Genomic DNA, 24769 nt, shown 5'->3' with positions numbered 1-24769 from the left:
ACCTTGACCGCATTCACCGCGACCCCGTCCAAACGCGCCCTGCGCCCGATCGAGGCGATCTTCGCCGCCGGGCTGATCGCCGCGATCCTCGACATCCTGAACCCCATCATCATCTGGGGGTTGAAGGGCGTTCCCGCCGAGCGAATCCTGCAGACGGTGGCCAGCGGGCTGCTGGGCAAGGCGGCCTTCGCCGGCGGGATGGCCGCCGCTGCGCTCGGTCTGGCGGCGCACACCCTGATCATCCTGGGCGCCGCGACCGTCTACTATCTGGCCAGCCGCCGGCTGCCGGTCATGAACCGCTGGCCCTGGATCGCCGGACCAGCCTTCGGTTTCGGCTTCTATTTCTTCATGAACTACCTGGTGGCGCCGCTGTCGCTGGCCACCAACAAGGCGCCGTCCGGCTGGTTCCCGGTGCTGAACCAGATGTTCTGTCACCTGGTCCTGGTGGGGCTCACCTTCTCGCTGATCATCAGCCGCGCCCGCAGGCCCGGCGAGCCTTCCTAGGCCAACCCTCCTGAGAAGGTCAGGTCAGGGCGCGCGCCCAGGCCTTCTTCAGGTCGTCGCCGAGGCCCCGCTGGGGCTCGTGCAGGTCGTGCCGGATCAGAGACCGCGCCCCGATGAACGAACCGTTGCTCCAGGCGATCTGCGCCTCATGGCCGATGCCGCCCAGGATATCGACCAGCAGGAACTGGTCGGGAACCGCCACGCCGTCGTCGGCGAGGTCGATCCGGAAACCCTCGCGTGAGCGGTCGACGATGGTGCAGGGGGCGACCTCGCCGTCCGCCAGCACCAGCAGGGCGGGAAGCTTGACGCTCTCGCGGGGACTGATGCGACGATCCCCGCCGGCGCGCGAGATCGACCGTCGCTCCAGTTCGCTGGCGTTATCGAGGACGAAGTTGCGCACAAGGGTCTCCAGGACGGCGTAGCTAACCACACAGCCCTTACTCAAACGTGTCAGAGGGTCGCACCCTGGAGCTGATCGCGCGTGGCTCTTCGCCTAGGAGGCGGTGGCGGGCCGCAGCCGCAGGGCCAGCCTGCGCACCAGGATATCCAGGCCGAGCACCACCAGCAGCGAGGCGCCCACCAGGGGATAGATCAGCCCCAGCGGCACGACGATCGCGGCCAGGCCCGGATAGGCCCGCCGATCGGCCGGAGCCGGCGGCGCGCCGAGACGGCCCTTGGGACGGCGCTTCCACCACATGACCAGGGCCGAGATCCCCATCAGCCAGATGGCCACGCAGCCCGCCAGCATCAGGAACTGGTTCAGCCGGCCGAACTGCTGGCCCTGGTGGACGGAGATGCCCCACTCGATGACCTGGGCGGCGGCGCCGAACTGGCGGTAGCCGATGTCGCCGATCACCTGGCCGGTCGACCCGTCGACATAGAGGGTGCGCATGCCTTCGACCTTGTCGGGCATGTGGGCGGCCGACCAGGCCTTGCCGGGTTCCTGGGGAATGGAGATCACGTAGGGCTTGCCCAAGCCCGCGGCGTCGACGCCGGCGATCACCCGGCCAAGGTTCGGCGGGGCCATCATGTGACCGGCGTGCACGTGGGTTTCCTGCAGGGCCCAGGGGACGTCGCCGGACGCCTCTGCCGGCGCTGGGGCGTGGTTGTCGTGCCCGCCGGCCGCCGCGGCGCTGGGCACGGGCGGACGGCCGAGGCCGGCCTTGGTGGTGATGTCGCGCACCTGTTCGCCCCAGACCGCCGACCACGGCATTCCGGTCGTCGCCAGGAACAGGATCAGCCCGCTGGCGAATATCCCGGTGACCGCGTGCAGGTCGCGCCAGAACACCCGCCGGGCCGGTCCGCCGCGAACGGTGACCACCCCGCCGGCCTGGCCGCGCGGCCACCACAGGAAGATCCCGGTGGCGACCATGACGATCGCCCAGCCGGCGACGATCTCCACCAGGATGTTGGCGGGCTTGCCGATGAGCGCGAGGCTGTGGAGCTCCTTGATCGTATGGGTGAGCCCGTCGGCGCCGGTCGAGCCTACCAGACGCGCGTCGTGCGGATCGATGAAGGCGTTGCGCTTCACGCCGCTGCTCTCGACCACCAAGCGCACGGCGCGTCCGGGCTCGGCGGGAAGGGTGATCTTGACGACCTTGCCGCCCAGTTCCTTTTCCGCGATCGCGACCCAGGCCGCCGGGGCGCTCGCCACCGGCCGTTCCGCCACCACCGCGTAGCGGCGGTCCGTCAGGGCGTCGATCTCGTCGTTGAACAGATAGAGGCCGCCGGTCAGGGCCATCAGCATCAGCACCGGCAGCACCAGCAGGCCGGCGTAGAAGTGCCAACGCCAGAAGGCCCGATAGAGGTCGGAGGCGCCGGCGTTCAGCGAGGCTTCCGACATGGCAGCGATCCCCCAAATCTGAAACGGCGCCGTCACTCGTGACCGACGCGCGGAACGGAGCGTGGACGGCGCGCGGGGGGAACGCCTTCCAAGCACTTTAGGCGCTGGCTTCGACCCTGGTGCTTCGAGGTGTCGGTCAGCGACAATATACTTGCGCCAGACTACTTCACACGACCGGCGAAGGCTACAACCCACGCCTGGGCGAAACTCCGGCGGCGTCCTTCCTGGCGGTTGGCCAGACGATCGCCGCGCGACGGCCGCCGAATCTCCGAGACCGGCTATCCCTTGCCCAGCTCTCAGGCGCCGATCTTGTCCGCCGCCCAGCAGCACGTGCCAAATTGTGGCTTCATGGCCGCCGGCCACCAGTTGTTGTGCTTGCGGAAGCGCGTTCGGAACGCTCGATCACACTAGGCGTGAGCGACGTTCCCAAGTCTCCAGCATGAATATTGCGCGACGGTTCGCCTCCTACTCGGCATCGACTGACGCCTTGTTCCCCCACAGGTTGAAAAAACCTAACAACGAGTTAATGGCAATTGACTTCGCCCCGATTTGGGCGTTTTTCAAGTAACGCTGGAACCTGAAACAGGGCGCCCCCACGCTCCGATTGGCCCAGATGAGGACGCCCCGAAAGGGGCCTCGTTGGTTTTTCGCGACTTGGGAGATTACACATGAACCGGCTTTTTGGCAGCGCGATCGGCGCGGCCTTGCTTATCGCCGCCGCCGGGGTCCCGGCCTCGGCCTCGGCCAAGACCCTCGTGCTGGAAGGGTCGGACGCCACCGGCTACCACCAGGACTCGGCCTACACCAGCCAACTGTTCGACTACCTGCGAGAAGGCTCGACCAACCCGGTCCTGGTGTTCGGCTCGGTTGACCTTGGGGCCGATGCCGGCGCCACTGTCTACACGACGGACCTGAGCAGCCTGTCGTTCGACGACTACAGCGCCGTCTACATCCAGAGCCCGGGCGGCTGCTGCGATGACAACCGCACCGGCGCCCTGGCGTATGAAGCTGAAATCACCGCCTTCTACGCGGCCGGCGGCAGCCTCGCGATCCAGGACTACCAAGGCGGCGACTGGGGCACCATCCTCAGCTTCGTGGCTCCGTCGTCCGTGATCGGCGGCTACGGCGGCGGCGCCGGCGGCGCCTCCTGCTTCGACACCGAGATTTTCAACGCCACGGGCCTGGCCAAGGGCTTCAGCCAACCGCCGTCGCTCGGCTGCTGGGGTCACCAAGCTTATGAGATGGCGTACTTCGCGCCGCTCGGCTTCATCAGCCTGGTCGACTCGAACAACGGCCTGGGCGACAAGCCCAGCGACTATTCCAGCTTCCTGGCTCTCGGCGGCACGATCGGCACCCCGATCGGCGTTCCCGAGCCCGCCACCTGGGCGATGATGATCATCGGCTTCGGCGGCGTCGGCGCGGCTCTCCGCGGCGCCCGTCGTCGTCAAGCTCTGGCCCTGGCCTAAGCTTCTCCGACACGATCGATCTGGTCGCGCCGCCGCCCGCAAGGGCGGCGGCGCTTCCTTTTGGACTACTGCTTGGCGATGGCGGTGATCGTGCCGCCGCCGTCCTTCAGGGTGAGGTCGAAGGCGACCTTGTCCCCGACCTTGACGCTCTGCGCCAAGGCCGGCGTCGCCTGGAAGCCCATGTTCATCGCCGGCCAGCCAGCCTCATTGATCGGGGCGTGGTCGATGGTGATCACGCCTGCGGCGGTGTCGACGGCGGTGACGACGCCGGTCCCCTTGGCGGCCGAGGGCGCCGCCGCGGCGGGCGCGGCGTCCATCTTGGCCATGTCGTGGGCGGGCGCCGCGGGCGTGGCCTCGGCGGCCTTGTCTTCGGCCTTGGGGCTGCAGGCGACGAGCGCCAGGGCGAGGCCCAGGGCGGTCAGGGTCGGCTTCATACGATCTCTCCTCAGGTGACGGATCTCAGGTGGGTGACTTGCGCCGCAGCCGCAGCAGCAGGTAAGCGGCCGGCACCACCAGCATCGACAGCAGCGGGGCGGTGAGCATGCCGCCGATCATCGGGGCGGCGATGCGGCTCATGACCTCCGACCCGGCGCCGTGGCCGATGAGGATCGGGAACAGACCGGCCAGGATGACCGCCACGGTCATCGCCTTGGGCCGCACCCGCAGCAGGGCGCCTTCGCGGATCGAGTCATGGACCTGGGCCGTCGTCGGGTCGGGTCCGCGCTCGGCGAGCGCGTGCTTCAGGTAGATCAGCATGACCACCCCGAACTCGGCCGACACCCCGGCCAGGGCGATGAAGCCGACCCCGGTCGCCACCGACTGATGATAGCCCAGCAGGTAGAGGGTCCAGATGCCGCCGGTGAGCGCGAAGGGCAGGGTGGCCATGATCAGGGCCGCCTCGTCCAGTCGCCCGAAGGTCATGTAGAGCAGGACGAAGATGATCGCCAAGGTCGCCGGGACCACGATCTTGAGCCGGTCGGTCGCGCGCTGCAGATACTCGAACTGCCCGGAATAGGCGATGCTGACCCCCGGCGAGAGCTTGACGTCCTTGGCCACCGCGCGGCGCAGGTCGTTCACCACCGAGGCCAGGTCGCGGCCCCGCACATCCACATAGACCCAGGTCGAGGGCCGGGCGTTCTCGGTCTTCAGCATCGGCGGGCCGTCGACAATCTCGAGCTTGGCGACCGAGCCCAGGGTGATCTGCTGGCCCGAGGGCGTCAGCACCGGCAGGGACCGCAGGCCCTCCAGGCTGTCGCGCAGTTCGCGGGGATAGCGCACATTGATCGGGTAGCGGGCCAGGCCCTCGACGGTCTGGCCGATGGTCTCGCCGCCGATGGCGCCGGCGACGATCTCCTGCACGTCGGCGATGTTTAGCCCATAGCGGGCGGCGGCCGCGCGATCGATGTCGATGTCCACATAGCGCCCGCCGGTCAGCCGCTCCGCCAGGGAAGAGGAGACCCCCGGCACGCCCTTGGCGGCCTGTTCGACCGCCGCGGCGATGCGGTCCAGCTCGGCCAGGTCGGCGCCGGAGACCTTGACCCCGATCGGGCTCTTCACGCCGGTGGCCAGCATGTCGATGCGATTGCGGATCGGCGGCACCCAGACATTGGCCAGGCCGGGCACGTTCACCACCCGGTCCAGTTCCTCGATCAGGCGCTCGGGCGTCATGCCGGGCCGCCACTGATCGCGGGGCTTGAACTGGATGGTGGTCTCGAGCATCTCCAGCGGCGCCGGGTCGGTCGCCGTCTCCGCGCGGCCGGCCTTGCCGAACACCGTCGCCACCTCGGGCACGGTGAGGATCAAGCGGTCGGTCTGCTGCAGCAGGTCGGAGGCCTTGGCCACCGACAGGCCGGGCAGGGCCGAGGGCATGTAGAGCAGGTCGCCCTCGTCCATCATCGGCAGGAACTCGCCGCCCAATCGGCTGAGCGGCCAGGCGGTGGTGGCGAAGGCCAGGGCGGCCAGGATCAGGGTGGTGCGGGGCTTGCGCATCACCCAGTCCAACGCCGGGCGGTAGGCCCCCGTCAGGACGCGGTTCACGGGATTGTCCTGCTCGGCGGGAATCCGTCCGCGGATCAAGTAGCCCATCAGCACCGGGACCAGGGTGACCGAGAGGATCGAGGCCGCCGCCATGGCGTAGGTCTTGGTGAAGGCCAGCGGCGAGAACAGCCGCCCCTCCTGCGCCTGCAGGGTGAAGACCGGCACGAAGGACAGGGTGATGATCACCATGCTGAAGAACAGGGCCGGGCCGACCTCGATCGCCGCGTCGGTGATCACCTTCCAGCGCGCCTCGCCGGCGAGCCTGGCGCCCGGATTGGCGTGCTCCCATCGCTCGATGTGCTTGTGGGCGTTCTCGACCATGACCACGGACGCGTCGACCATCGCGCCGATGGCGATGGCGATGCCGCCCAGGGACATGATGTTGGCGTTCACCCCCTGGAACTTCATGATCAGGAAGGCGGCCAGGACGCCGAGCGGCAGGGTGATCACGGCCACCAGGGCCGAGCGGGCATGCCAGAGGAACAGGCCGCAGACCAGCGCCACCACCGCGAACTCTTCAAGCAGCTTGATGCTGAGATTGGCGATGGCCCGGTCGATGAGCTGGGAACGGTCATAGGTGGTGACCACCTCGACCCCGGCCGGCAGGCCGCGCCTCAGTTCGTCGAGCTTGGCCTGGACCGCGGCGATGGTCTGCCGCGCGTTCTTGCCCGAGCGCAGCACCACCACGCCGCCGGCCACCTCGCCCTGGCCGTTCAGTTCGGCCACGCCGCGGCGCATTTCCGGCCCGATCTGAACGGTGGCGATCTCGCCCAGGCGCACCGGGGTCCCGCCTGAGGCGGTGCGTATGGGAATGGCGCGGAAGTCGTCGAGGTCGGTGAGGTAGCCGTTGGCCCGGACCATGTACTCGGCCTCGGCCATCTCCAGCACCGAGCCGCCTGTCTCCTGGTTGGCCCGCCGGATCGCCTCGACGGCCTGGCCGTGGGTGACGCCGTAGGCGGCGAGTTTGGCGGGGTCGAGCACCACCTGGTACTGGCGCACCATGCCGCCGATGCTGGCGACCTCGGCGACGCCCGGCAGGCTCTTCAGCTCATAGCGCAGGAACCAGTCCTGCAGGCTGCGAAGCTGGGCCAGGTCGTGGCGGCCCGAACGGTCGACCAGGGCGTATTCGTAGATCCATCCGACACCGGTGGCGTCGGGCCCGAGCGACGGCTTGGCCGTCTCGGGCAGGCGGCCCTGCGCCTGGTTGAGGTATTCCAGCACCCGGGAGCGGGCCCAGTAGAGGTCGGTCCCGTCCTCGAACAGCACATAGACGAAGCTGTCGCCAAAGAACGAATAGCCGCGGACGGTCTTGGCGCCGGGGACCGACAGCATGGTGGTCGTCAGCGGGTAGGTGACCTGGTTCTCGACGATCTGCGGCGCCTGTCCGGGATAGCTGGTGCGGATCACCACCTGGACGTCGGACAGGTCGGGCAGCGCGTCGACCGGCGTGGCGCGCACGGCCCAGATGCCGGCCGCGAGCAGGCCGATGGCCGCCAGCAGGACGAAGAACCGCGCACGGACGCTGGCGTGGATGATGGCCGCGATCATCGCGCGGCCTTGACCATGCGCCGCACGGTCGGCGCGCCGGAGGCCTGGTCGAAGGAGAAGGTCACCCGGTCACCGACCTTGAAGCCCTTGGCGAGCGATGGATCGCTCAGCGCGAAGGCCATGGTCATGGAGGGCCACTGCAGGGCCGGCACCGGCTCGTGCGACAGGGTGATGGAGTTCCCGGCCAGCTTCTCGATCCGCCCGGCGGTCTCATGCAGCGCGGCCTTGGCGGCGGGCTTGTCGGCGGTCATCGGGCGGGCCTGGACGCCGGCCAGGCTCGCCTCGGAGTCGAGCAGGAACTGGCCCGAGGCCACCACCTTCTCGCCCTCGTTCAGGCCCGCCAGGATCTCGGTCTGGCCGCCGGCCTCGCGGCCGGTCTTCACCTCGGCCGGCCGGAACCGGCCATTGGCGTCGGCCAGCATCACCACGGTGCGCTTGCCGGTGCGGATGATCGCCTCGCTGGGCGCCAGCAGGGCGGGCGAGGCGCCGTCGCTGAATGTCACCTGACCGTACATGCCCGGCCGCAGCCGTCCGCCGCGGTTGGCGAGTTCGACACGGGCGGTGAGGGTGCGGCTGTCGGCGACGGCCTCGGGCAGGATGGCGGCGAGGCGGCCGGAGAAGGTCTCGCCCGGATAGGCGGCCAGGGTGACCGCGGCCGACTGGCCCGGCCTCACCCGCCCGGCCAAGGCCTCGGGGATGGCGGCGTTCAGCCAGACGCTGGAGAGGCCGCTGACCTCGGCCAGGGTCTGGCCCTGGGCGACGCTCATGCCGGACCGAACCCCCAAGGTGCGGATCACCCCGCCGGTCGGGGTGGTGATGGTCACGGTGGTCTGGGGCCGGCCGCTGCGTTCGACCGCCGCGATCAGGCCGGCGGGCATGCCCAGCAGGGTGAGCCGCTGGCGGGCGGCGGCGATCAGGCGCTCGTCGCCGGTGCGCCGGACGGCCAGGTACTCGACCTGGGCCCCGCCCCACTCGGGCGCCAGGATGTCGGCGATCGGCGCGCCAGCGGCGACGATGTCGCCCGGCGCCCGGGCATAGACCCGCTGCACGAAACCGCTGGCGCGGGCCTGGACGATGGCCAGGTCGCGCTGGTTGAAGTCGATCACCCCCGGCACAGTCAATTCGCCGGCCAGGCTGCCGCGCCGCACGCTGACCAGACGGGCGCCCAGGTTCTGGGTGCGCTCGGAACTGACCTGCACCCCACCGCCGCCGTCGGTTTCGTCGGTGTATTTAGGGACCAACTCCATGTCCATGAACGGCGACTTGCCCGGCTTGGCGAACTTCTGGGTCGGGACCATCGGGTCGTACCAGTAGAGCACCTTGCTCTCCTGGGCGGCGGCCGCCGCCTTCGGGGCCTCCGACCCCTTGGCGAGCTTGGAGACGCCGAAGCCGGCGACTGCGCCGGCCAGGAGGAGGACCGCGGCGATGGCGACGCGCGCGCCCGTAGACTGCGTCGCGCTCATGGCGTCTCGCTCCCATAGGTGAAGGTGATGCGCGCCGCGTCGCGGGCCATGGCCGCCTCGCGTTCCAGCAGGGTCAGCCGCGCCTCGGCGAGCTGGGTGAAGGCGTCGAGCAGGCCCGCCAGGTCCACCCGGCCGGCGCCGTAGCTGGCGGTCTCCAGGTCCGACTCCTTGATCGCCGCCGGCAGCACCACGTCGCGGGTCCGCATCCACTGGTCACGGCGCATGGCGTAGTCGGCGAGATCGGCCTCCAGCCCGGCGGCCAGGCTGCGCCGCATGGTCTCGCGCTCGACGGCGACCCGGGCCGCGTCGCTGGTCCGGGCGGCGATCACCGGGTCCTGGCGGTTCTGCGAGAAGACCGGCAGGCTCATGGTCACGCCCGCCGACACCATGTCGCCGAACATCGGATCGCGCCGGCCATAGGCCAGCTCAAAGGCCCAGTCCGGACGCTTGCCCGCCCGGGCCAGAGCCAGCTCGGCCCGCGCCCGGCGCTCGGCGGCCCCGAAGGCGTGCAGGGTCGGCTGCTGCTCGAGGCCCGCGCGCAGCAAGGCCGGCTCGACGGTCAGGACCGGCGGCTCGCCATTGATCCCGGCCGCGGGATCGCCTGTCCATCGGGCGAGCTCGGCCTGGGCCTTGCCGACGGCGGCCTTCAGTTCGCTGCGCTGATCGTCGAAGTCGGCCCGCATCCGGATCGGCGCGAGGCCCGCCGACGGCCGGCTGGCGCCGGAGGCGACCCCGGCTGGGGCGGCCTCCCACAGGGGTTCGAGGGTGGCGGAGATCTTGTCCAGGGCGGCCAGCCGGCGTTCTGAATAATAGAGGTCGATCCAGGCCAGGGCGGCGGCGAGGCGCACGTCGCGGCGCTCGACCCGGCCCTGGGCCTCAGCGGCCTCGATCTGCGCCTGGGCCAGACCGGCCTCGCCCTCGCGGCGTCCGCGATTGGGCACTTCCTGCATCACGCCGATGGTGGCCATGGTCATCTCGTCGTCGCCGAACCGGCCCGAATTCGGGCCCGAGATGGGATAGTTCTCGACCCCCAGCTTGACCTGCGGATCGGGCAGGGCGCCGGCGGCGCGCGCCGAGGCGCGGGCCGCCTCGACCTGCAGCGCCGCGCCTTGCAGGCTGGGCGCGTTCTCGGAGGCGCGCGCCAGGGCGGTGGCGAAGGTCATGGGCTCGGCCCCCGCGGGCGCGGCCAATGCGATCACCGCCAGCACGCCTAGCGCCAGGCGCCGGCGGTTCAGGGAAGCCAGGGGTTCGTACACGATACGCACGTGCGGCTATCGGCTCGGACAGGGCGCGAGCGCGCCAGGTTTGAGTTTCCGATCCATACGCCATCCCCCGTGAAGATCGGGATGGTACTGTCGGCGGCGCTTGACGTCATCCAACTATGTTATCCGAGGTTAGGACCTGTTGAGCGCCGATTTTCCGGGCGCTGCGATACTTCGATGCCGGCGCTTCGCGAGACTCTAGAAGTTGTAGGCCAGACCTACGAAGGCCGAGCGGCCTTCACCGGGGAAGAACACCGTGGTCGCCGCCACGCGGGCGTCGGTCACCGCGCTGAAGTTCGAGATATAGGCCTCGTCCGTCAGGTTGCGGGCGTCGAGGAACAGGCTGAGCCCGTTCTCCAGCCGCCAGCCGGCGTTGATGTTCAGCAGGGCGAACGCGGGCGACTTCATGGTGTTGGCGTAGTCGACCCAGGTGTCCTTGGGCGTCCACTGGACGCTAGGGGCGACGAACCAGCCCGACGGATGCTGGTAGCGCAGCTCGGCGCGATAGATGTGCTCGGGCACCACGGGCAGGCGATTGGACTTGTAGACCTTGTCGCCTTCGAACTGGAAGTCATTGAGGGTGTAGGTCTGGCGCAGGCGCAGGCCCTTGGCGATGTCCCAGTCGATCCCGGCCTCGATCCCCTGGTGGAAGGTCTCGCCGGCGTTGAAGGTCGCCGCCGGGATGCCCAGGCCGGGATTGACGATGAAGGTCAGCAACTCGCCGTCGAGTTCGGCGCGGTAGACCGCCACGTCGAACAGCAGCGGGCCGAACTTGCCCCGGGCGCCGAGTTCGCCGGTCCAGGCCTCCTGCGGCCGCAGCCGAGTGAAGCCCCCGATGGTGGGCGCGAGCGCGCTGAAGTTGGGCGGCTCCACCGACCTTGTGACGTTGCCATAGACCTGCGTGCCGTCCGAGCCCTGCCAGAGGAAGCCGATGCGCGGCGAAAACCAGTCGTAGTCGGCGTCGATGGGAAAGGGCGTGGCCGAGGCGCCGCCCGGGTTCTGATAGCCGGTGTAGTTGCGCGCCGCCCGCCCCCAGGTCCCACCGGCCACCACGGCCAGTTGGTCGGTGACGAACAGGCGGCCTTCGGCGAAGACGTCGAGCGCCTCGGCGTTCTGCTTGGCGCGCGCGATCAGAGCGCCGCGGGAGCCCCGGACATTGACGAACTGGCGCGCGTCGACGTCGCCGGTGCGGGCGTAGACCCCGTAGAAGGCGTCGGCGCGCTTGCCGGCCAGCGCGCCCTCCCAGTTGAACCGCAGGAAGGCGCCCCAGTTGCGGCTCTGGTTGTTGACCACCGCGAAGATCGGGTGGTCGAGGTCCTTCCAGATGCCGAAGACGCCACCGTCGAGCGTGGTGGAAGGCGATATCCGGGCGTGGGTCTGCAGCACCACCCGCACCGTCGCCATGTCGCGCTGATAGTTCAGAGCCAGGTTGGTGGGGTTGGCGAGCTTGGGCGTGTTGAGCGCGGAGGACAGGCTGACCGAGCCGTTGATCTCCTGGTGGACGTAGCCGGAGTTGATGATCAACCGGACATCGCTCTCCTCGCCGAAGCTTCGGCCGACATTGAGCGTCGCATACTGCTGCTGGCCCTCGGAGTTCTGTCGGAAGCCGTCCTGCTTGGCGCCGGTGGCGGCGACGAAGCCGTCCCAGTCGCCCCAGACGCGGGCCGCCTCGGCGTGGGCGCGGAGGTTGCCGTAGGAGCCGCCGTCCAGGCGGACCATGGTCTCCGCGCCGTTGTTGCGGCCATTCGGGGTGATGAGGTTGACCGCCCCGCCCAGCAGCGAGCCACCGAAGCGCAGGGCGTTGCCGCCCTTATAGACCTCGGTATAGCGAGCGATCATCGGGTCGATGAGCTGGAAGTCGCCCGAGCCGTCGGCTTCGTTCCACGGCACGCCGTCCTGGGCCAGCAGCGTGCCGCGATTGTGACTGGAATTGCCGATTCCGGATCCCCGGATCGAGAGGCGCAGGTCGCCGCCCCACTTCTTTTCCGCATAGACGCCGGGGACGTCGCGCAGGATCTCGGCCAGGTTCGGGGTGAACCGGGCGCTGTAGGACTCGGCGGAGACCACGGCCACCGAGCCGGGGGTCTCTGCGAGCCGGGCGCGCGCCTCGGCGACCACCGGCGGGTCCTCCGGATTGGGGTTGGCGGTCACGATGACGCTGTCGACGGTATAGGGATCGGGCTCGGCTTCCGCGGCCTGGGCGGCTGCGGGCGCGCCGAGCGCGGCCGCCGCGGCGAAGGTCAGGTAAAGGGTCTTCATGGTACTGGGTCCTCGATCCGCGGCGCTGGCGCCGGCGGCTGATCTGAAGGCGGCGGCGCACACGCCGAGCGGTGAGGCTGACGTGGCTGGCCGTTCTCGGACCGCGTGGGGGCGCGGACGGTCAGATCAGAGAGGTGGGCCTCGCGCCGGCATGGGCGGGGCGCAGAGGCCGGCGCCGACGGCGACGCCGCGCCACAGCCTGGGCAGGTCGGCGGCATAGGCGGCGAAGATCACGGGGACGAAGGCGATGACGGCCGTGGCGGCCGCCGAGGTGGCGTGGCCGGCGAAGGGGCAATCGCCCGGGGTATGCTTGGCGGGTTCGGGCGTCATAGCCCCGCCGCCCATGTGATGGTGGTGATGCGCGCCGGAGGCGGCGGCCGCGGACTTGGCCATGGCGACCAGCAGCGGCGCCTGCGCCTCGCAGAACATCAGCAGCGGCGCGCCGCGCGCCCCGACCATGAAGCCGGGCGGCACGGCGATCTTGAAGATAAGGGCGAGCAGCGCGAACGTCAGGGCGACGCCGCGAACCCACCTGTCATCAACAGCCCATCGCCCGGTCATCCGGAGCCCCAATATACCGACGCGTCGCGGCGGCGTTCACAAGATCAGAGCTAGTGGGGGCTAGCGGACAGGCGAACAATACTCTGAATATGAATGAATGTGTGAGTTATTCGCACTCCTGATGGTAGTTTTTTATCGTCTGAACTTCCCGCGAGGGGCGATACTCACCGGCGGCCGCGCGAATGCTTTGCGCGCCGAGACGACGGGTTCGAGCCGCTTCGGCGTCGGGAACGGGCGGCTTCGGGTCGCAAGCGCCCGTTTCGAGGCCAGATTACCGCGAATTATGTAGGCCGAGGCCGCTCCAGGCGACAGAAGGGGGGCGGGCGCCCGCGCCCGCCCCCCTGGAGCTTGCCTGGTGATCGCCTTCGCCGCCGTCCTGTCCCTGCTCGCCGGCCCCGAACTGCCGCGCCTGCCCGAGATCCGGCGCGACCCGCAGGTGACCTATGTGGACCGGTCCGGCGCGGTCCTGGGGGTGCGGGGCGGCCGCTACGCCCCGCCCGTCGACCTGGCCAAGTTGCCGTCCTACGTGCCGGCCGCCTTCATCGCCATCGAGGATCGCCGGTTCTACGAGCACACCGGCTTCGATCCGGTCGGCATCGGCCGCGCCATTGTCGCCGGGGTCAGCGAAGGCCGCGCCACCCAGGGCGCCTCGACCATCACCCAGCAACTGGCCCGCAACCTGTTCCTGACCTCGGACCGCACAGTCGAGCGCAAGGCCATGGAGTTGCTGTACGCGGTCCAGCTCGAGCGCACCTACAGCAAGAAGCAACTGCTCGCCCTCTATCTCAGCCGGGTCTATTTCGGCTCGGGCGCCTACGGCCTGGAGGCGGCCTCGCAGCGCTATTTCAACAAGCCCGCCGCGCGCCTGACCATCCAGGAGGCCGCGACCCTGGCGGGGGTGCTGAAGTCGCCGACCAACTACAATCCGGTGGAGCAGCCGCAGCGGGCCGCTCAGCGCGCGGCCCTGGTGCTGAACGCCATGGTCGATACCGGCGCCATCACCCAGGCCGACCGCGCCAAGGCGCAGGCCCGCCCGCTCAAGGTCGCCCAGGCCGCGCCGACAGCTCCGGCCCAGTATTTCGTCGACTGGCTGGACGGCCAGCGCCGCCAGCTGGTCGGCCAGCCGAAGCAGGACGTGGTGGTCGAGACCACCCTGGACCTCGGCCTGGAGAGCGCGGCGGCCCAGAACACGAGCGCGGTGCTGGCGCGCCACAAGAGCCTGCAGGTCGCCCAGGCCGCCCTGGTGGCGGTGGACGGCCAGGGCCGCGTGCGCGCCATGATCGGCGGCGGCGATTACGCCAAGGGTCCCTTCAACCGCGCGGTCACCGCCAGGCGCCAGGCCGGATCGGCCTGGAAGCCATTCGTTTATCTGGCCGTCCTGGAGGCCGGACGGACCCCGGACATGGCGGTGGTGGACGAGCCGCTGACCATCGGGACCTGGTCGCCGCAGAACTACAGCGAGACCTATCTGGGTCCGATCACCCTGCAGGTGGCGCTGGCCCAGTCGGTCAACACCGTGGCCGCGCGGCTGGCCGACGAGGTGGGCCGGCCCAACGTGGCGGCGGCGGCGCACCGGGCCGGCATCGTCTCGGCGATCAACACCGATCCGGCCATGGCGCTCGGCACGACGCTCGTCTCGCCGCTGGAGATGGCCCAGGCCTATGCGACCTTCTCCAACGGCGGCAACCGCGTCTCGGCCTATGGCATCGAACGCATACGCACGACCGGCGGGACGGTGCTCTACCAGCGCAAGGCCGTGCCCCAGCAGCCCGCGGTGGCCAATCCGCCGCTCAGCGACCTGAACCTGATGCTGCGCACGGTGATCACCTCGGGCACCGGAACCCGCGCGGCGATCCCGGGCTATGACCTGGCGGGCAAGACCGGCACCACGTCCGACTACAAGGACGCCTGGTTCGCCGGCTATACGGGCGGTTTCACCACGGTGGTCTGGATGGGCCGCGACGACGGCGCGCCCATGGGCCGGGTCACCGGGGGCGGACCCCCGGCCGAGCTCTGGCGGGGCTTCATGAGCGTGGCGCTGAAGCGGGTCCCGAAACAGGCGATCCCCGTCGGCCCGGCGCCGGCCGCGCCGATCGCGCCGCCGGTCGCCGATCCCATCGACGCCCTGATCCCAGCGCCCGACGCGCCGGTCCAGGACCCGCAAGAGCCCGTGCAGGATCCGCCCTTCGGCGACCGCTAAGCGGCACCGGCGAAGGCGCCGGATCGGACGATCTCGTCGGCGGTCTGGGCGGCGATAGCGTCGGCCTCCGCGAAGGGCACGCCCAGGCCTCGCAGCAATAGGGCGCACATCTGCTGCGCCAGGGGCACGGCGACCGCCAGGGACGGTTCGCGCACCACCCGGATCAGCGACATCTGCGAGACGCCGAGGATGAAGAGCACGCCCGACTCCATGGTCGCGATGGCGAAGCGGCCGGAGGCCAGGCCCTGGGTGACGTCCTCCACAAGGTGGCGGTTCAACGGCGCAGAGGTGGTGGTGTGGCCGTCGTGGACGCGGACCATCACCCTGGCGCGTTCGGGCTCGTCGACCCCATAGCGCAGATAGACGCAGACCGCGCGGGCCGCGCGCCGGGCGGGGTCTTCGACGCCCTCGTTGGCGGCGCGAACCGCCAGTTCGACGCCGGCGCGGATCTCGCTGGTCACCGCGCGGACCAAGGCCTCGCGGTCGGGGAAATGGTTGTAGAAGCTGCCCTTGGCGACATCGGCGGCCTGGACGATGTCGTCGATGGAGACGGCGTCCGCCGGGCGCTCGGAAAACAGCCTGCGGCCGGCGCCGATCAGCGCCTCGCGGGTGCGACCGGCGCGGCCGGTGGAGGGGTTGGCTACTGGCACTGACCTACCGGATTCACACGGCCTCCGCTCGCAGCTTCATTTCCTCGCCCAGCACGGCCATCAGCCCAGGGCGGGCGAGCATTCTTTGCTGGAAAGCATCGAGGTTGGGAAGGGTCGGCAGCCGCCCCGCCGTGGCCGGGCCGGCCCGCCAGATCAGGAACACCAGCAGGTAGAGATCGCAGACGCTGAAGGCGTCCAGCATGAACTCCCGATCGGCCAGGTGGGCGTCGAGCACGCCGAGCGCCCCGGCGAGCAGGCCCAAGTGGCCGGCGCGGACGGCCTCCACCCCGGCGGGATCGGTGGCGAAGCGTTCCGCCCCCATGACCCCGCTGAAGGCGGTGTGGACGCTGCTGGAGATGAAGCTTAGCCAGGACTGGGCGATCGCGCGCTCATAGCCGCCGGGGGGCGGCAGCAGCGCGCGCTCCGGGGCCTGGTCTGCGATGTAGGGCAGGATGGCGGTGGACTCGGTGATCACGCCCTGCGCGGTCTCCAGAGCCGGCACCTTACGGCGCGGGTTGATCCGGCCATAGGCCTGCGTCAGGTGTTCGCCCCGGGTGGTGTGGACGAAGGCGATCTCGTGCTCCAGCCCAGCCTCAAGGAGGGCGAGGCGGCTGGCGAGCGAGCAGGCGAGCGGGGCATGGTGCAGGCGCAAGGTCATCAGGCGGTTTCTCGAACAGGGGTGAGCATGGCGGCGTAGGCGCTGAGCAGGTCGTGGGGCGCGCCGGACCCGAAAACATAACGGTCGGGCCGCACCAGGACGGCCTCGACCCCATGCCTAGCCAGCCAGGCCGAGAGGGCGTCGCGGAAGGGCGACAGCCGGGGGTCGTGGAGGGCGACGGCGTGGACGCCGGGCGGCGCCTGTAGGGCGAGGTTGGAGATCAGCCAGGCCTCGTCGCCCAGCACCTCGTCGAGGCCAATGTGACGACCGGTGACGGCGCCCCAGGGCTGCGGGAAGAGACTGCCCGCCGCCGGGCCGCCCGCCAGGACGCAGCCGGCCGCGAAGGGCGGCGGGGCCGCCGGCGGCAGGGGCGAGCCGCCCGCTGCTCGCTGGGCCAGCAAGCCGGCGTCGCGCTGGGCGGCGATCTCGGGATCGAGGGTGCAGACCACCTGGCCCATGCCGATGGCCAACGCGATATAGGTGCGGACATGCGGGTCGCGCTCGAGCTGGTAGGTGTCGAGCAGGCTGTCCTCGGCGTCGCCCCGCAGCACGGTCTTGAGTTTCCAGGCCAGGTTGGCGGCGTCGCGCAGGCCCGAGCACATGCCCTGGCCGGCGAACGGCGGCATCTGGTGGGCCGAGTCGCCGGCCAGCAGGACGCGCCGATCGCGCCAGGTCTTGGCGACTAGGCCGTGGAAGCGGTAGACGGCCTTGCGCTCGATCACCACGTCGTCGGCGCAGTCCCAGGGCGCCAGCAGGGCGCGGAGGAAGGCTTCGTCCAGCACCTGGTCCGGGGTTTCGCCTGGTAGCAGCATGAACTCCCAGCGGTGGCGGCCCGGCCCCATCAGGACGCAGGTGGTCGGCCGCGCAGGATCGCATATCTGCAAATTGACGTCCGGCAACCGGGCGCCGTCGAGGACCGCGGCATCGACGACCAGCCAGGGCTCGTCGAACTGATAGTCGTCCAGGATCGCGCCAATGGCCGTGCGGACCGGGCTGGAGCCTCCGTCGCATCCCACCAGGTAGCGGGCCCTGATGGTCAGGGGACCTTCCGGTCCGATGACGTTCGCTTCGATGTGGTCAGGATGCTGGACAAGGCTCTCGAAGCGATGGGCCAGCCTCACCTCGGCGGCCGGAAGGGCGGCTAGCCGCGCACGCAGGGCGTTTTCCACGCCGGGCTGATGGAACATGTAGCTGCCGGTCCAGCCGGACGGACTGGGCTGAGCGGGCTGGTCGAAGCGCAGCAGGAGCTGGCCGTCGGCGGCGCGGAACTCGTAGGGCGGCGCGGGCCGAGCGTGGCGCAGTACTTCCTCGGCGACGCCCAGGGTGCGGAACAGCCGCATGATCTCGTGGTCGAAATGGGCGGCGCGGGGCAGGGGATAGACCTCGACCTCCCGCTCCACCGCCAGGGTCCGCACTCCGGCGTCGGCGAGCAGGACAGCGAGCGCTGCGCCCACCGGACCCAGGCCGACGATCAGGACGTCGTAGTCGGTCTCCACAGCCACGCTCAGACCTCCGCCGCGCAGGGGTTGTCGATGGCGCCGAGGCGTTCGATCTCGATGCGCACCCGGTCGCCGTCCGTGAGGAACTGCATCGGCTTCATGGCCGCCCCGATCCCGCCCGGAGTGCCTGTGAACAGCAGGTCGCCGGGCTCCAGGGTCATGGCCTGGGACAGATGCTCGACCTGGGCCCAGACGTCGAAGACCATGTGGCGGGTGTTGGAGTCCTGGCGCGTCTCGCCGTTGACCTGGCAGCGGATGGCGAGGGCGTGGGGGTCGGGGACCTCGTCGGCGGTGGTGATCCACGGGCCGAACGGCGCGTGGGTGTCGAAGGACTTGCCGACCACCCACTGGGGCGTGCGGTGCTGCCAGGCCCGTTCGGTGGCGTCGTTGCCGACGCAATAGCCGAACACCGCCTTGGCGGCGTCGGCCTTGGCGATGTGGCGGCCGCCGGCGCCGATCACCGCGACCATCTCGCCCTCGTAGTCGACCGTTTGTGAGACCTTGGGGATCTGGATCGGATCGAAGGGGCCGTTGACGCAGGTCACCGCCTTGCTGAACCAGACCTGGTGCTCGGGGGCGGCCATGCCGCTCTCCGCGATGTGGTCGGCATAGTTCAGGCCGATGGCCATGATCTTGCCGGGCCGGGCGATCGGCGCATGCAGCCGGACCTGATCGAGCGCCAGGGCGTCGGCGGCCGCCGCAGCGATCGCGCGGACCTGACCCTCGGCCGCCGGCCAGCGGGCGATCAGTTCGATCATGTCGCGTGCGAGGCCGGGCGCGGCGCGCGAGATCGAGACGATACGATCGTCCAGGACGACGCCGAGTTCCGGTCCGGCGCCGGCGGAAAAGGTGGCGAGCTTCATGCGATGTCTCCTCGGCCTCAGCCCATAGTCGGCGGCGCGGGGGATCCCCACTGCACGCCCAGCAGGTCCTGGATGGTGGCGGTGTTGGAGCCGTCGGCGGCGGTGAACAGGTCGCCGTCGGTCCAGTGCTCCAAGATGTGGCCCCAGGGGTCGCGCCAGTAGTCGAACACCTGGCTGCCCAGGATGTGGCGGCCCACGCCCCACTCGGCCTTGTGGCCCGCCTCCCGGAGCTTGGCGTGGCCGGCCATGAGGTCGTCGAGGTCGGCGACCTCGAAGGCGGCGTGGTTGAAGCCCGGCCCCTTGGGCCCCTGCATCAGGAAGATCGTGTGGTGGTCCGTGGGGGTCTCGCCGCGGTCGCAACGCAGGAAGGCGCCCAGCGAGAACTCGGGGGTGAGGGCTATCTCGTCGGAGGTGATGAAGCCGAAGCGGTCCTTGTACCAGCGCTCCGAGGCCCGGAAGTCCGATACATTGAGCACGCAGTGGCCCAGCCGTTCCACGTGGGCCGCGCCCGCCGCGGTGCGCTTGACGCGGCGCTGACGGGGGCGCTCGCGGGCGCTGTTCCAGACCTCGGCCGGGGGCAGGGGCGACCGGTCGGCGGAGGTCTGGCCGGCCACCACCTCGACTCTATGTCCGTCCGGGTCATGCAGGACGACGGCGAGCCCGCCGCCCGGGGCGTCAAGCGGCAGGATCTCGGCCTTTTCCGCGCGGGCCAGGGCGGTGAGGTCTTCCACCGAGGCCGCCCGCAGGCCCAGGGCGACGAAGCCCGGCTCGCCCTGTTCCGTGGCGTGGAGGAAGGGGGCGGTTCCGGCGCCGCGGGCGAAGATCCGGCCCGGGTCGGCCTGGGCCACGACGAGCCCGAAGTCCTCCAGGAACCGGCGCATTTCCGGCAGGTCCGGAGCGGCGAAGCGCACGAAGGCGATGTCTTCGATCTTGATCATGCTCGCAGCACCCTAAATATGACCAAATGGTCAATAAGAGTTTCAAGCGAGAATGACAAGCGCGAAATGTCAGTCCCTCATTAGGACTAAAGCTGACGACGCGTCCCTACAATATGACGAAATGGTCATTACCGGCACGTAGGTTGGGCGATCCAGCCCGCGCCCATGACCCTGCGAGGGGCGTCTACTGCCGCACCATCTCCGCGCGGACCTGCGCCTTGACCTCGCCCTTGGGCATGCTCTCCGGCGTCTCGAACACCACCTTGGCGATCTTGCCCGGATAGGCGAAGGGCGCGACATAGTCGTCGACCACGGGCGACAGGCTGCGGCCCAAATCCATGCCGGTCGATGAGACGATGAACAGCAGGCGCGGGACGCGGCCGCTGGCCACGACCTGGCCGTCCACCGACAGCACGACGTCGCCGCCGCCATCGGCGGTGCGGGTCACGACCAGGCCGATGTCATGGGGGCCCGGGGTCAGCGGCGTGGCCGCCGTCAGCCGCGTGTGGTGGTGGAACTCATTGTAGTCGAAGACCAGCCGCCCCTGCTTCACGAACAGCACGAAGCCGCTGTTCAGACTGCCGCGGGCGATGAGAGCGCCGTCGCCGTCCCCCGCCGGGTGCTCCAGTTGGAGACTCGTCGTCCAGCCCCGCGCCGCCGAGGGGCAGGCGTCGGAAACCAGGTGCGAGAGCGGCGGATAATAGACGAAACGGTTGCGCGACGCGGGCAGGCCCGGCCGCATCGAGGCGCGGAACAGCGCCATGGCGGGACGATCGTCCAACGGCAGGACGCCATGGGTCTGCGCCTCGGCCCACCAGAGGTCGACCATCTCCTTGAGCTTCTCAGGGTTCGTCTCGGCCAGGTCGTCGTGCTCCGAGAAGTCCTCGGCCAGGTGGTAGAGCTCCCAGCGATCCTCGTCGAAGGGCTGGCCCGGCGTGTGGTGGGTGACCGCCTTCCAGCCGTCCTTCCAGATGCCCCGATGGCCCAGCATCTCGAAATACTGCGGTCCGCGATCCAGGGCGGCGCTGGCGTCGGCGAAGGTGGGCTTGAGGCTCACCCCGTGGACGGGCGTCTGCGGAACGCCGGCGACCACGGTGGGGGTCTCGATGCCCAGGGCGTCGAGAATGGTCGGGGCGATGTCGATGACATGGCAGAACTGGCCGCGGGTCTCGCCGCCCGCCTTGACCTGGTTAGGCCAGTGCATGATCAGCGGGTCACGCACCCCGCCGCCGTGGGTGTTCTGCTTGTACCACTTCAGCGGCGTGTTGCCGGCCTGGGCCCAGCCCCAGGGGATGTTGGAGTGGCTGTTGGGACCGCCGATGTCGTTCAGGCGGAGCACCGCCTCGTCGACGCTCTCGCGGATGCCGTTGAACCATTTCATCTCGTCGAGCACGCCCGATGCGCCGCCTTCCTGGCTGGCGCCGTTGTCGGACATGACGATGAACAGGGTGTCGTCGAACTGGTCGATGGACTTCAGGAAGGCCACCAGCCGGCCGATCTGGTCGTCGGTGTGCTCCAGCATGGCCGCGAAGGCCTCCTGCAGCCGGGCGGCGAAGCGCTGCTCGTTGACCGAAAGGTCCGTCCACGGACGGACGCCGGGATTGTGCGGGGCGAGCTTGGTGTCGGGCGGGATCACGCCCAGCTCTTTCTGGCGGGCGAACCATTCTTCCCGCGCCACGTCCCAGCCGGCGTCGAACTTGCCGCGCCACTTGTCGAGATAGCTCTGCGGCGCCTGGTGGGGTGAGTGCATGGCCCCGAAGGCCAGGTAGAGGAAGAACGGCTTCTCCGGCACCAACGAGTGCAGGTCGCGGATCATGCCGGCTGAGCGGTCCACGATGTCCTCGGAGACGTGGTAGCCGTCCTCGGGGCCGCCGGGTGCGTCGATGAAGTGGTTGTCGTGGGTCAGTTCGGGGAAGAACTGGTCGGTCTCGCCCTGCAGGAACCCGTAATAGCGGTCGAAGCCCTTCTGCAGCGGCCAGTTGGTATAGGGGCCGGCGGCAGAGCACTCCGACATGGGCGCGAGGTGCCACTTGCCCGCGGCGAAGGCGCCGTAGCCGTTGTCGCGCAGGATCTCGGCGAGCGTCGCGGCCGAACGCGGGATCGCGCCGCGCATGTTCGGATAGCCGGTGTCGAAGTTGGAGATCGCCCGCATGCCGACCGCGTGGTGGTTGCGGCCGGTCAGCAGGCAGGCCCGGGTCGGCGAGCACAGGGCGGTGGTGTGGAAGCTCGTGAAGCGCAGGCCGCCGGCGGCCAAGGCGTCGATGTTCGGCGTGGCCAGGGTCGAGCCATAGCAGCCGAAGTGCGAGAAGCCGGTGTCGTCCAGCACCACCAGCACCACATTCGGCGAGCCGGCCTTGATCTTGGAGGCCGGCCACCAGGGTTTGGAGTCGGCGATGGTGCGCCCGATGACGCCCTGGAAATCTTCTCCGGACGGGGTCTTGGTGGTCATGGCTTAGATCTCCGGGGCCGGATCGGGCGCCAGCAGGCCGGCGGTCCCGTAGGCGGCGAGCTGTTCGATGAGGGCGGCCATGGCCGCGGGTGTCTGTTGGGCCTTCGGCGTGTCGCGGGCCCAGCGGGCCAGGGCGAAGACCACGCTGTCGATCAGCCACCGCAGGCGCTGGTCGACGAACGACGTCGGGACCTGCGGCGTGGCCTGGGCCAGGCGTCGCTTGCCCCTGCGGATTCCGGTGATCAAGGCGTCGTTGACGCCGCGCTCCCCCAGCAGCTGCGGATGGAAGGTCACCTGGGCCACGATGCTGAGATAGTCCGCGCCCCAGGGCGCCTCGACCACCGCCAGGCCCAGGGGCGCGATGGTCGCCCGGACGATATCGAGCGGGGCGGCGTCCGGCGCCAGCGCGTCCAGCAGGGCCTCGCGGCGGATGTTGAGGGTCGCCAGGCGGCGGTTCATGACCGCGGCCAGCACCCCGGCGCGGGAGCCGAAGTGGTAATGCACCGCCGAGCGGTTCTTCTGTCCCGACTCCGCGACGATGTGGGTCAGGGCCACCTGCTCGACCCCGCGCTCGGCGAATAGGCGCTCGGCGACCGACAGCAGTTGGTCCACCGTGCCTTCGGCGACGTCCTCGACCCTGGCGTTTCCCGTGGCGGGCATTCTGCCGCTCCCATTTAATACGACGTATTACTCAGGGCGTGGCGGGAGTCAATCGGCGCGACGGCGGCCCTTCGACCTAGCTCCGGACGTCGCCGCGTTTCGGGGTGGTGAGCGAGAACGGCACGATCGAGCGTTCCGAGCGCGAGACGCTGAAGCCCCGGTCCACCGGCGGGAAGGCGCGCTGCAGGCAGTCGTCGCGTTCGCAGATGCGACAGCTCACCCCGATGCGCTCGGGCGGGCCCTGCAGGTCGACGCCGTCGGAATAGACCAGGGCGTCGGCGTACTGGACCTCGCAGCCCAGGCCCAGCGCATAGCGGCGGTCGGGCGTGCCATGGGCGCCGGAGCGCTTGAGTATGCCCCAGGCCAGGCACAGGTAACGCGCGCCGTCCGGCATCTCGGCCACCTGGGTCAGGATGCGCCCATCGCGGCCAAAGGCCTCGTGCACGTTCCAGAGCGGACAGGCGCCGCTGAAGCGGGCGAACTGGAAGCGGGTGGCGCTGTGGCGCTTGGTGATGTTCCCCGCGGGATCGACGCGCACGAAGTAGAACGGCACCCCCCGCGCCCCCGGGCGCTGCAGGGTGCTCAGGCGATGGCAGGTCTGCTCGAAGCTGGTCTGGAAGCGCAGGGACAGCAGGTCGATGTCGTGGCGCAGGTCCTGGGCGGCGTGGCGGAAGGTCTCGTAGGGCAGCAGCAGGGCGCCGGCGGCGTAGTTGGTCAGGCTGATGCGGCAGATCTCCACCGCCGAGGGGCTGCGCAGCTCCGAGGCCGCCAGCTCGGCCTCGATCAGCTCGCCCAGCTCCACGGCGACGATATGGCAGGCCATCTGGAAGGAGCGAGTCTCGGCCGGCTGGGCGGCGTTGAGGGTGAGTTCGCGGCCGGCCGCGTCGAACCGGCGCATGAGCGCGCCCGCGGCGACCCGGCGTGTGCGGACCTTCAGGCGGTCGCGCAGATAGGCCTCCAGCGCGGTCTCCAACGGAACGTCGGGACTGAAGCCGCAGCGGCCGTGCAGCGCCTCGGCCGCGAGGTCGAGGGCATGGATGTAGTTGTTCTTGTAGTGGAAGAAGTCGCGCACCTCCTCGTAGGGCAGCAGGGCGCTGGCCGCGACGGTCTCGTCCAACGCGATGGCCTCGTCGGTGGCGTTCAGGCGCTCGCCCGCCCGGCGGTGGGCGCGGTGCAGGTCCAGATAGTGGCGGGCGAAGTTGGGGGCGTTGGTCACCACGTGCTTCAGCTCGGCCAGGGATGGGGCGGGCGCCTCGTCCGTCCATTCGGCGGTAGCCTCGCGCAGATCGGCGATCAGGCGCTGGTCGTCGTCGGCGTCGAGTGAGGCGGCGTCCACATCGAACACCCGCATCATGGCGATCAACACCCGGGCGGTGACCGGACGCTGGTTGGCCTCGATTTGCGAGAGATAGCTGACCGACACGCCGAGCCTTGTGGCGCAAGGCTCCAGCTTCCATCCCCGGGTCTCGCGGAGGCGGCGGACCTTGGGACCCACAAAGAGTTTCTGTTGCATTCGCAAATTCGCAGTTTGAGTTTTTGTGAAGCGCGGATTTTACAATAGCGCCTCTATTCACGTGACGTCACCCGCTGAGGCGCCTATCGCGGCGGTGCGGCTCCTTTTCGGGTCGCCTTTCCGGGGCCCCAGTCCGTGAATCTTCCCGTCCGCAACGCTGAGCCGGCCGGCTCCCGCCAGATCCTGGAAGAACTCGAGCGCCGTCGTGCGGAGGCTCGGCTGGGGGGTGGCGAGCGGCGGATCGCGTCGCAGCACGGCAAGGGCAAGCTGACGGCGCGCGAGCGGCTGGAGCTGTTGCTGGACGAGGGCTCGTTCGAGGAGTTCGACATGTTCGTCGAGCACCGGGCGACGGACTTCGGGATGGCCGACCAGAAGGTGGCCGGCGACGGGGTGGTG

19 protein-coding genes and 1 pseudogene are annotated in these 24769 nt (G+C 69.8%); 4 read left to right on the top strand and 16 right to left on the bottom strand.

What is annotated here, in order from left to right; translation table 11 throughout:
* The first annotated feature begins 3 nt into the window (after positions 1 to 3).
* Positions 4 to 504, top strand: coding sequence for a hypothetical protein (locus tag Q8Q77_RS18930; RefSeq protein WP_305585444.1), 501 nt, complete (start codon positions 4 to 6; stop codon positions 502 to 504).
* Between the two features lie 19 nt (positions 505 to 523).
* Here the strand turns inward: Q8Q77_RS18930 and Q8Q77_RS18925 are convergent, their stop codons facing one another.
* The gene (locus Q8Q77_RS18925) at positions 524 to 934 is read right to left on the bottom strand and encodes a hypothetical protein (protein ID WP_305585442.1); all 411 of its coding nucleotides are present in this window, start codon (positions 932 to 934) and stop codon (positions 524 to 526) included.
* A gap of 63 nt (positions 935 to 997) precedes the next feature.
* On the bottom strand, positions 998 to 2347 hold the full coding sequence (locus Q8Q77_RS18920; RefSeq protein WP_305585440.1) for a PepSY domain-containing protein: 1350 nt from the start codon (positions 2345 to 2347) through the stop codon (positions 998 to 1000).
* A gap of 1364 nt (positions 2348 to 3711) precedes the next feature.
* On the opposite strand from Q8Q77_RS18920, the pseudogene Q8Q77_RS20785 reads away from it, so the two are divergent.
* A pseudogene (locus Q8Q77_RS20785) lies at positions 3712 to 3813 on the top strand (PEPxxWA-CTERM sorting domain-containing protein); the annotation flags it as partial.
* Between the two features lie 65 nt (positions 3814 to 3878).
* Here the strand turns inward: Q8Q77_RS20785 and Q8Q77_RS18910 are convergent.
* The 6 genes from Q8Q77_RS18910 to Q8Q77_RS18885 form a co-directional block, all read right to left on the bottom strand.
* Positions 3879 to 4247, bottom strand: coding sequence for a copper-binding protein (locus Q8Q77_RS18910; RefSeq protein ID WP_305585437.1), 369 nt, complete (start codon positions 4245 to 4247; stop codon positions 3879 to 3881).
* A gap of 25 nt (positions 4248 to 4272) precedes the next feature.
* Positions 4273 to 7398: an efflux RND transporter permease subunit gene (locus Q8Q77_RS18905; protein WP_305585436.1), complete on the bottom strand. Its 3126-nt coding sequence runs from the start codon at positions 7396 to 7398 to the stop codon at positions 4273 to 4275.
* Positions 7395 to 8861: an efflux RND transporter periplasmic adaptor subunit gene (locus Q8Q77_RS18900; RefSeq protein WP_305585435.1), complete on the bottom strand. Its 1467-nt coding sequence runs from the start codon at positions 8859 to 8861 to the stop codon at positions 7395 to 7397. The genes Q8Q77_RS18905 and Q8Q77_RS18900 overlap by 4 nt, the downstream gene beginning before the upstream one ends.
* Positions 8858 to 10126, bottom strand: a complete 1269-nt coding sequence (locus Q8Q77_RS18895; protein WP_305585434.1) for a TolC family protein — start codon at positions 10124 to 10126, stop codon at positions 8858 to 8860. The genes Q8Q77_RS18900 and Q8Q77_RS18895 overlap by 4 nt, the downstream gene beginning before the upstream one ends.
* Positions 10127 to 10321: 195 nt before the next feature.
* Complete coding sequence (locus Q8Q77_RS18890; RefSeq protein WP_305585433.1) at positions 10322 to 12382, bottom strand: TonB-dependent receptor; 2061 nt, start codon at positions 12380 to 12382, stop codon at positions 10322 to 10324.
* Positions 12383 to 12508: 126 nt separating this feature from the next.
* Complete coding sequence (locus Q8Q77_RS18885) at positions 12509 to 12943, bottom strand: hypothetical protein (protein WP_305585432.1); 435 nt, start codon at positions 12941 to 12943, stop codon at positions 12509 to 12511.
* A gap of 355 nt (positions 12944 to 13298) precedes the next feature.
* On the opposite strand from Q8Q77_RS18885, the gene Q8Q77_RS18880 reads away from it, so the two are divergent.
* Positions 13299 to 15143: a transglycosylase domain-containing protein gene (locus Q8Q77_RS18880; protein ID WP_305585430.1), complete on the top strand. Its 1845-nt coding sequence runs from the start codon at positions 13299 to 13301 to the stop codon at positions 15141 to 15143.
* Here the strand turns inward: Q8Q77_RS18880 and Q8Q77_RS18875 are convergent.
* The 8 genes from Q8Q77_RS18875 to Q8Q77_RS18840 all read right to left on the bottom strand — a co-directional run bounded on the left by Q8Q77_RS18875 (position 15140) and on the right by Q8Q77_RS18840 (position 24373).
* On the bottom strand, positions 15140 to 15793 hold the full coding sequence (locus tag Q8Q77_RS18875; RefSeq protein ID WP_305585429.1) for a TetR/AcrR family transcriptional regulator: 654 nt from the start codon (positions 15791 to 15793) through the stop codon (positions 15140 to 15142). The genes Q8Q77_RS18880 and Q8Q77_RS18875 overlap by 4 nt on opposite strands.
* A gap of 13 nt (positions 15794 to 15806) precedes the next feature.
* Entirely contained in the window at positions 15807 to 16451 is a 645-nt protein-coding gene (locus tag Q8Q77_RS18870; RefSeq protein WP_305585426.1) for a glutathione S-transferase family protein, read from the bottom strand.
* On the bottom strand, positions 16451 to 17953 hold the full coding sequence (locus tag Q8Q77_RS18865) for a bifunctional 3-(3-hydroxy-phenyl)propionate/3-hydroxycinnamic acid hydroxylase (RefSeq protein ID WP_305585425.1): 1503 nt from the start codon (positions 17951 to 17953) through the stop codon (positions 16451 to 16453). The genes Q8Q77_RS18870 and Q8Q77_RS18865 overlap by 1 nt, the downstream gene beginning before the upstream one ends.
* Before the next feature lie 2 nt (positions 17954 to 17955).
* A complete protein-coding gene (locus tag Q8Q77_RS18860) occupies positions 17956 to 18813 on the bottom strand; it encodes a fumarylacetoacetate hydrolase family protein (RefSeq protein ID WP_305585424.1) in 858 nt (285 codons plus the stop codon).
* Between the two features lie 17 nt (positions 18814 to 18830).
* The gene (locus Q8Q77_RS18855) at positions 18831 to 19751 is read right to left on the bottom strand and encodes a VOC family protein (RefSeq protein WP_305585423.1); all 921 of its coding nucleotides are present in this window, start codon (positions 19749 to 19751) and stop codon (positions 18831 to 18833) included.
* A 184-nt stretch (positions 19752 to 19935) separates the two neighbouring features.
* The gene (locus Q8Q77_RS18850; RefSeq protein ID WP_305585421.1) at positions 19936 to 22200 is read right to left on the bottom strand and encodes an arylsulfatase; all 2265 of its coding nucleotides are present in this window, start codon (positions 22198 to 22200) and stop codon (positions 19936 to 19938) included.
* A gap of 3 nt (positions 22201 to 22203) precedes the next feature.
* Positions 22204 to 22860 carry a TetR/AcrR family transcriptional regulator gene (locus tag Q8Q77_RS18845; protein WP_305585419.1) on the bottom strand — a complete coding sequence of 219 codons (657 nt, stop codon included), beginning with the start codon at positions 22858 to 22860 and terminating at the stop codon, positions 22204 to 22206.
* Positions 22861 to 22936: 76 nt separating this feature from the next.
* The gene (locus tag Q8Q77_RS18840; protein WP_305585417.1) at positions 22937 to 24373 is read right to left on the bottom strand and encodes a short-chain fatty acyl-CoA regulator family protein; all 1437 of its coding nucleotides are present in this window, start codon (positions 24371 to 24373) and stop codon (positions 22937 to 22939) included.
* 135 nt (positions 24374 to 24508) lie between these two features.
* On the opposite strand from Q8Q77_RS18840, the gene Q8Q77_RS18835 reads away from it, so the two are divergent.
* Positions 24509 to 24769 (top strand): carboxyl transferase domain-containing protein (locus Q8Q77_RS18835; RefSeq protein ID WP_371130483.1); only part of this gene is annotated, 261 nt, incomplete at its 3' end.

This window comes from Phenylobacterium sp., assembly GCF_030698145.1.
Classification (GTDB): domain Bacteria; phylum Pseudomonadota; class Alphaproteobacteria; order Caulobacterales; family Caulobacteraceae; genus Phenylobacterium.
The sequence above is the reverse complement of the archived record's forward strand: the minus strand, read 5'-3'. Positions and strand labels throughout refer to the sequence as shown.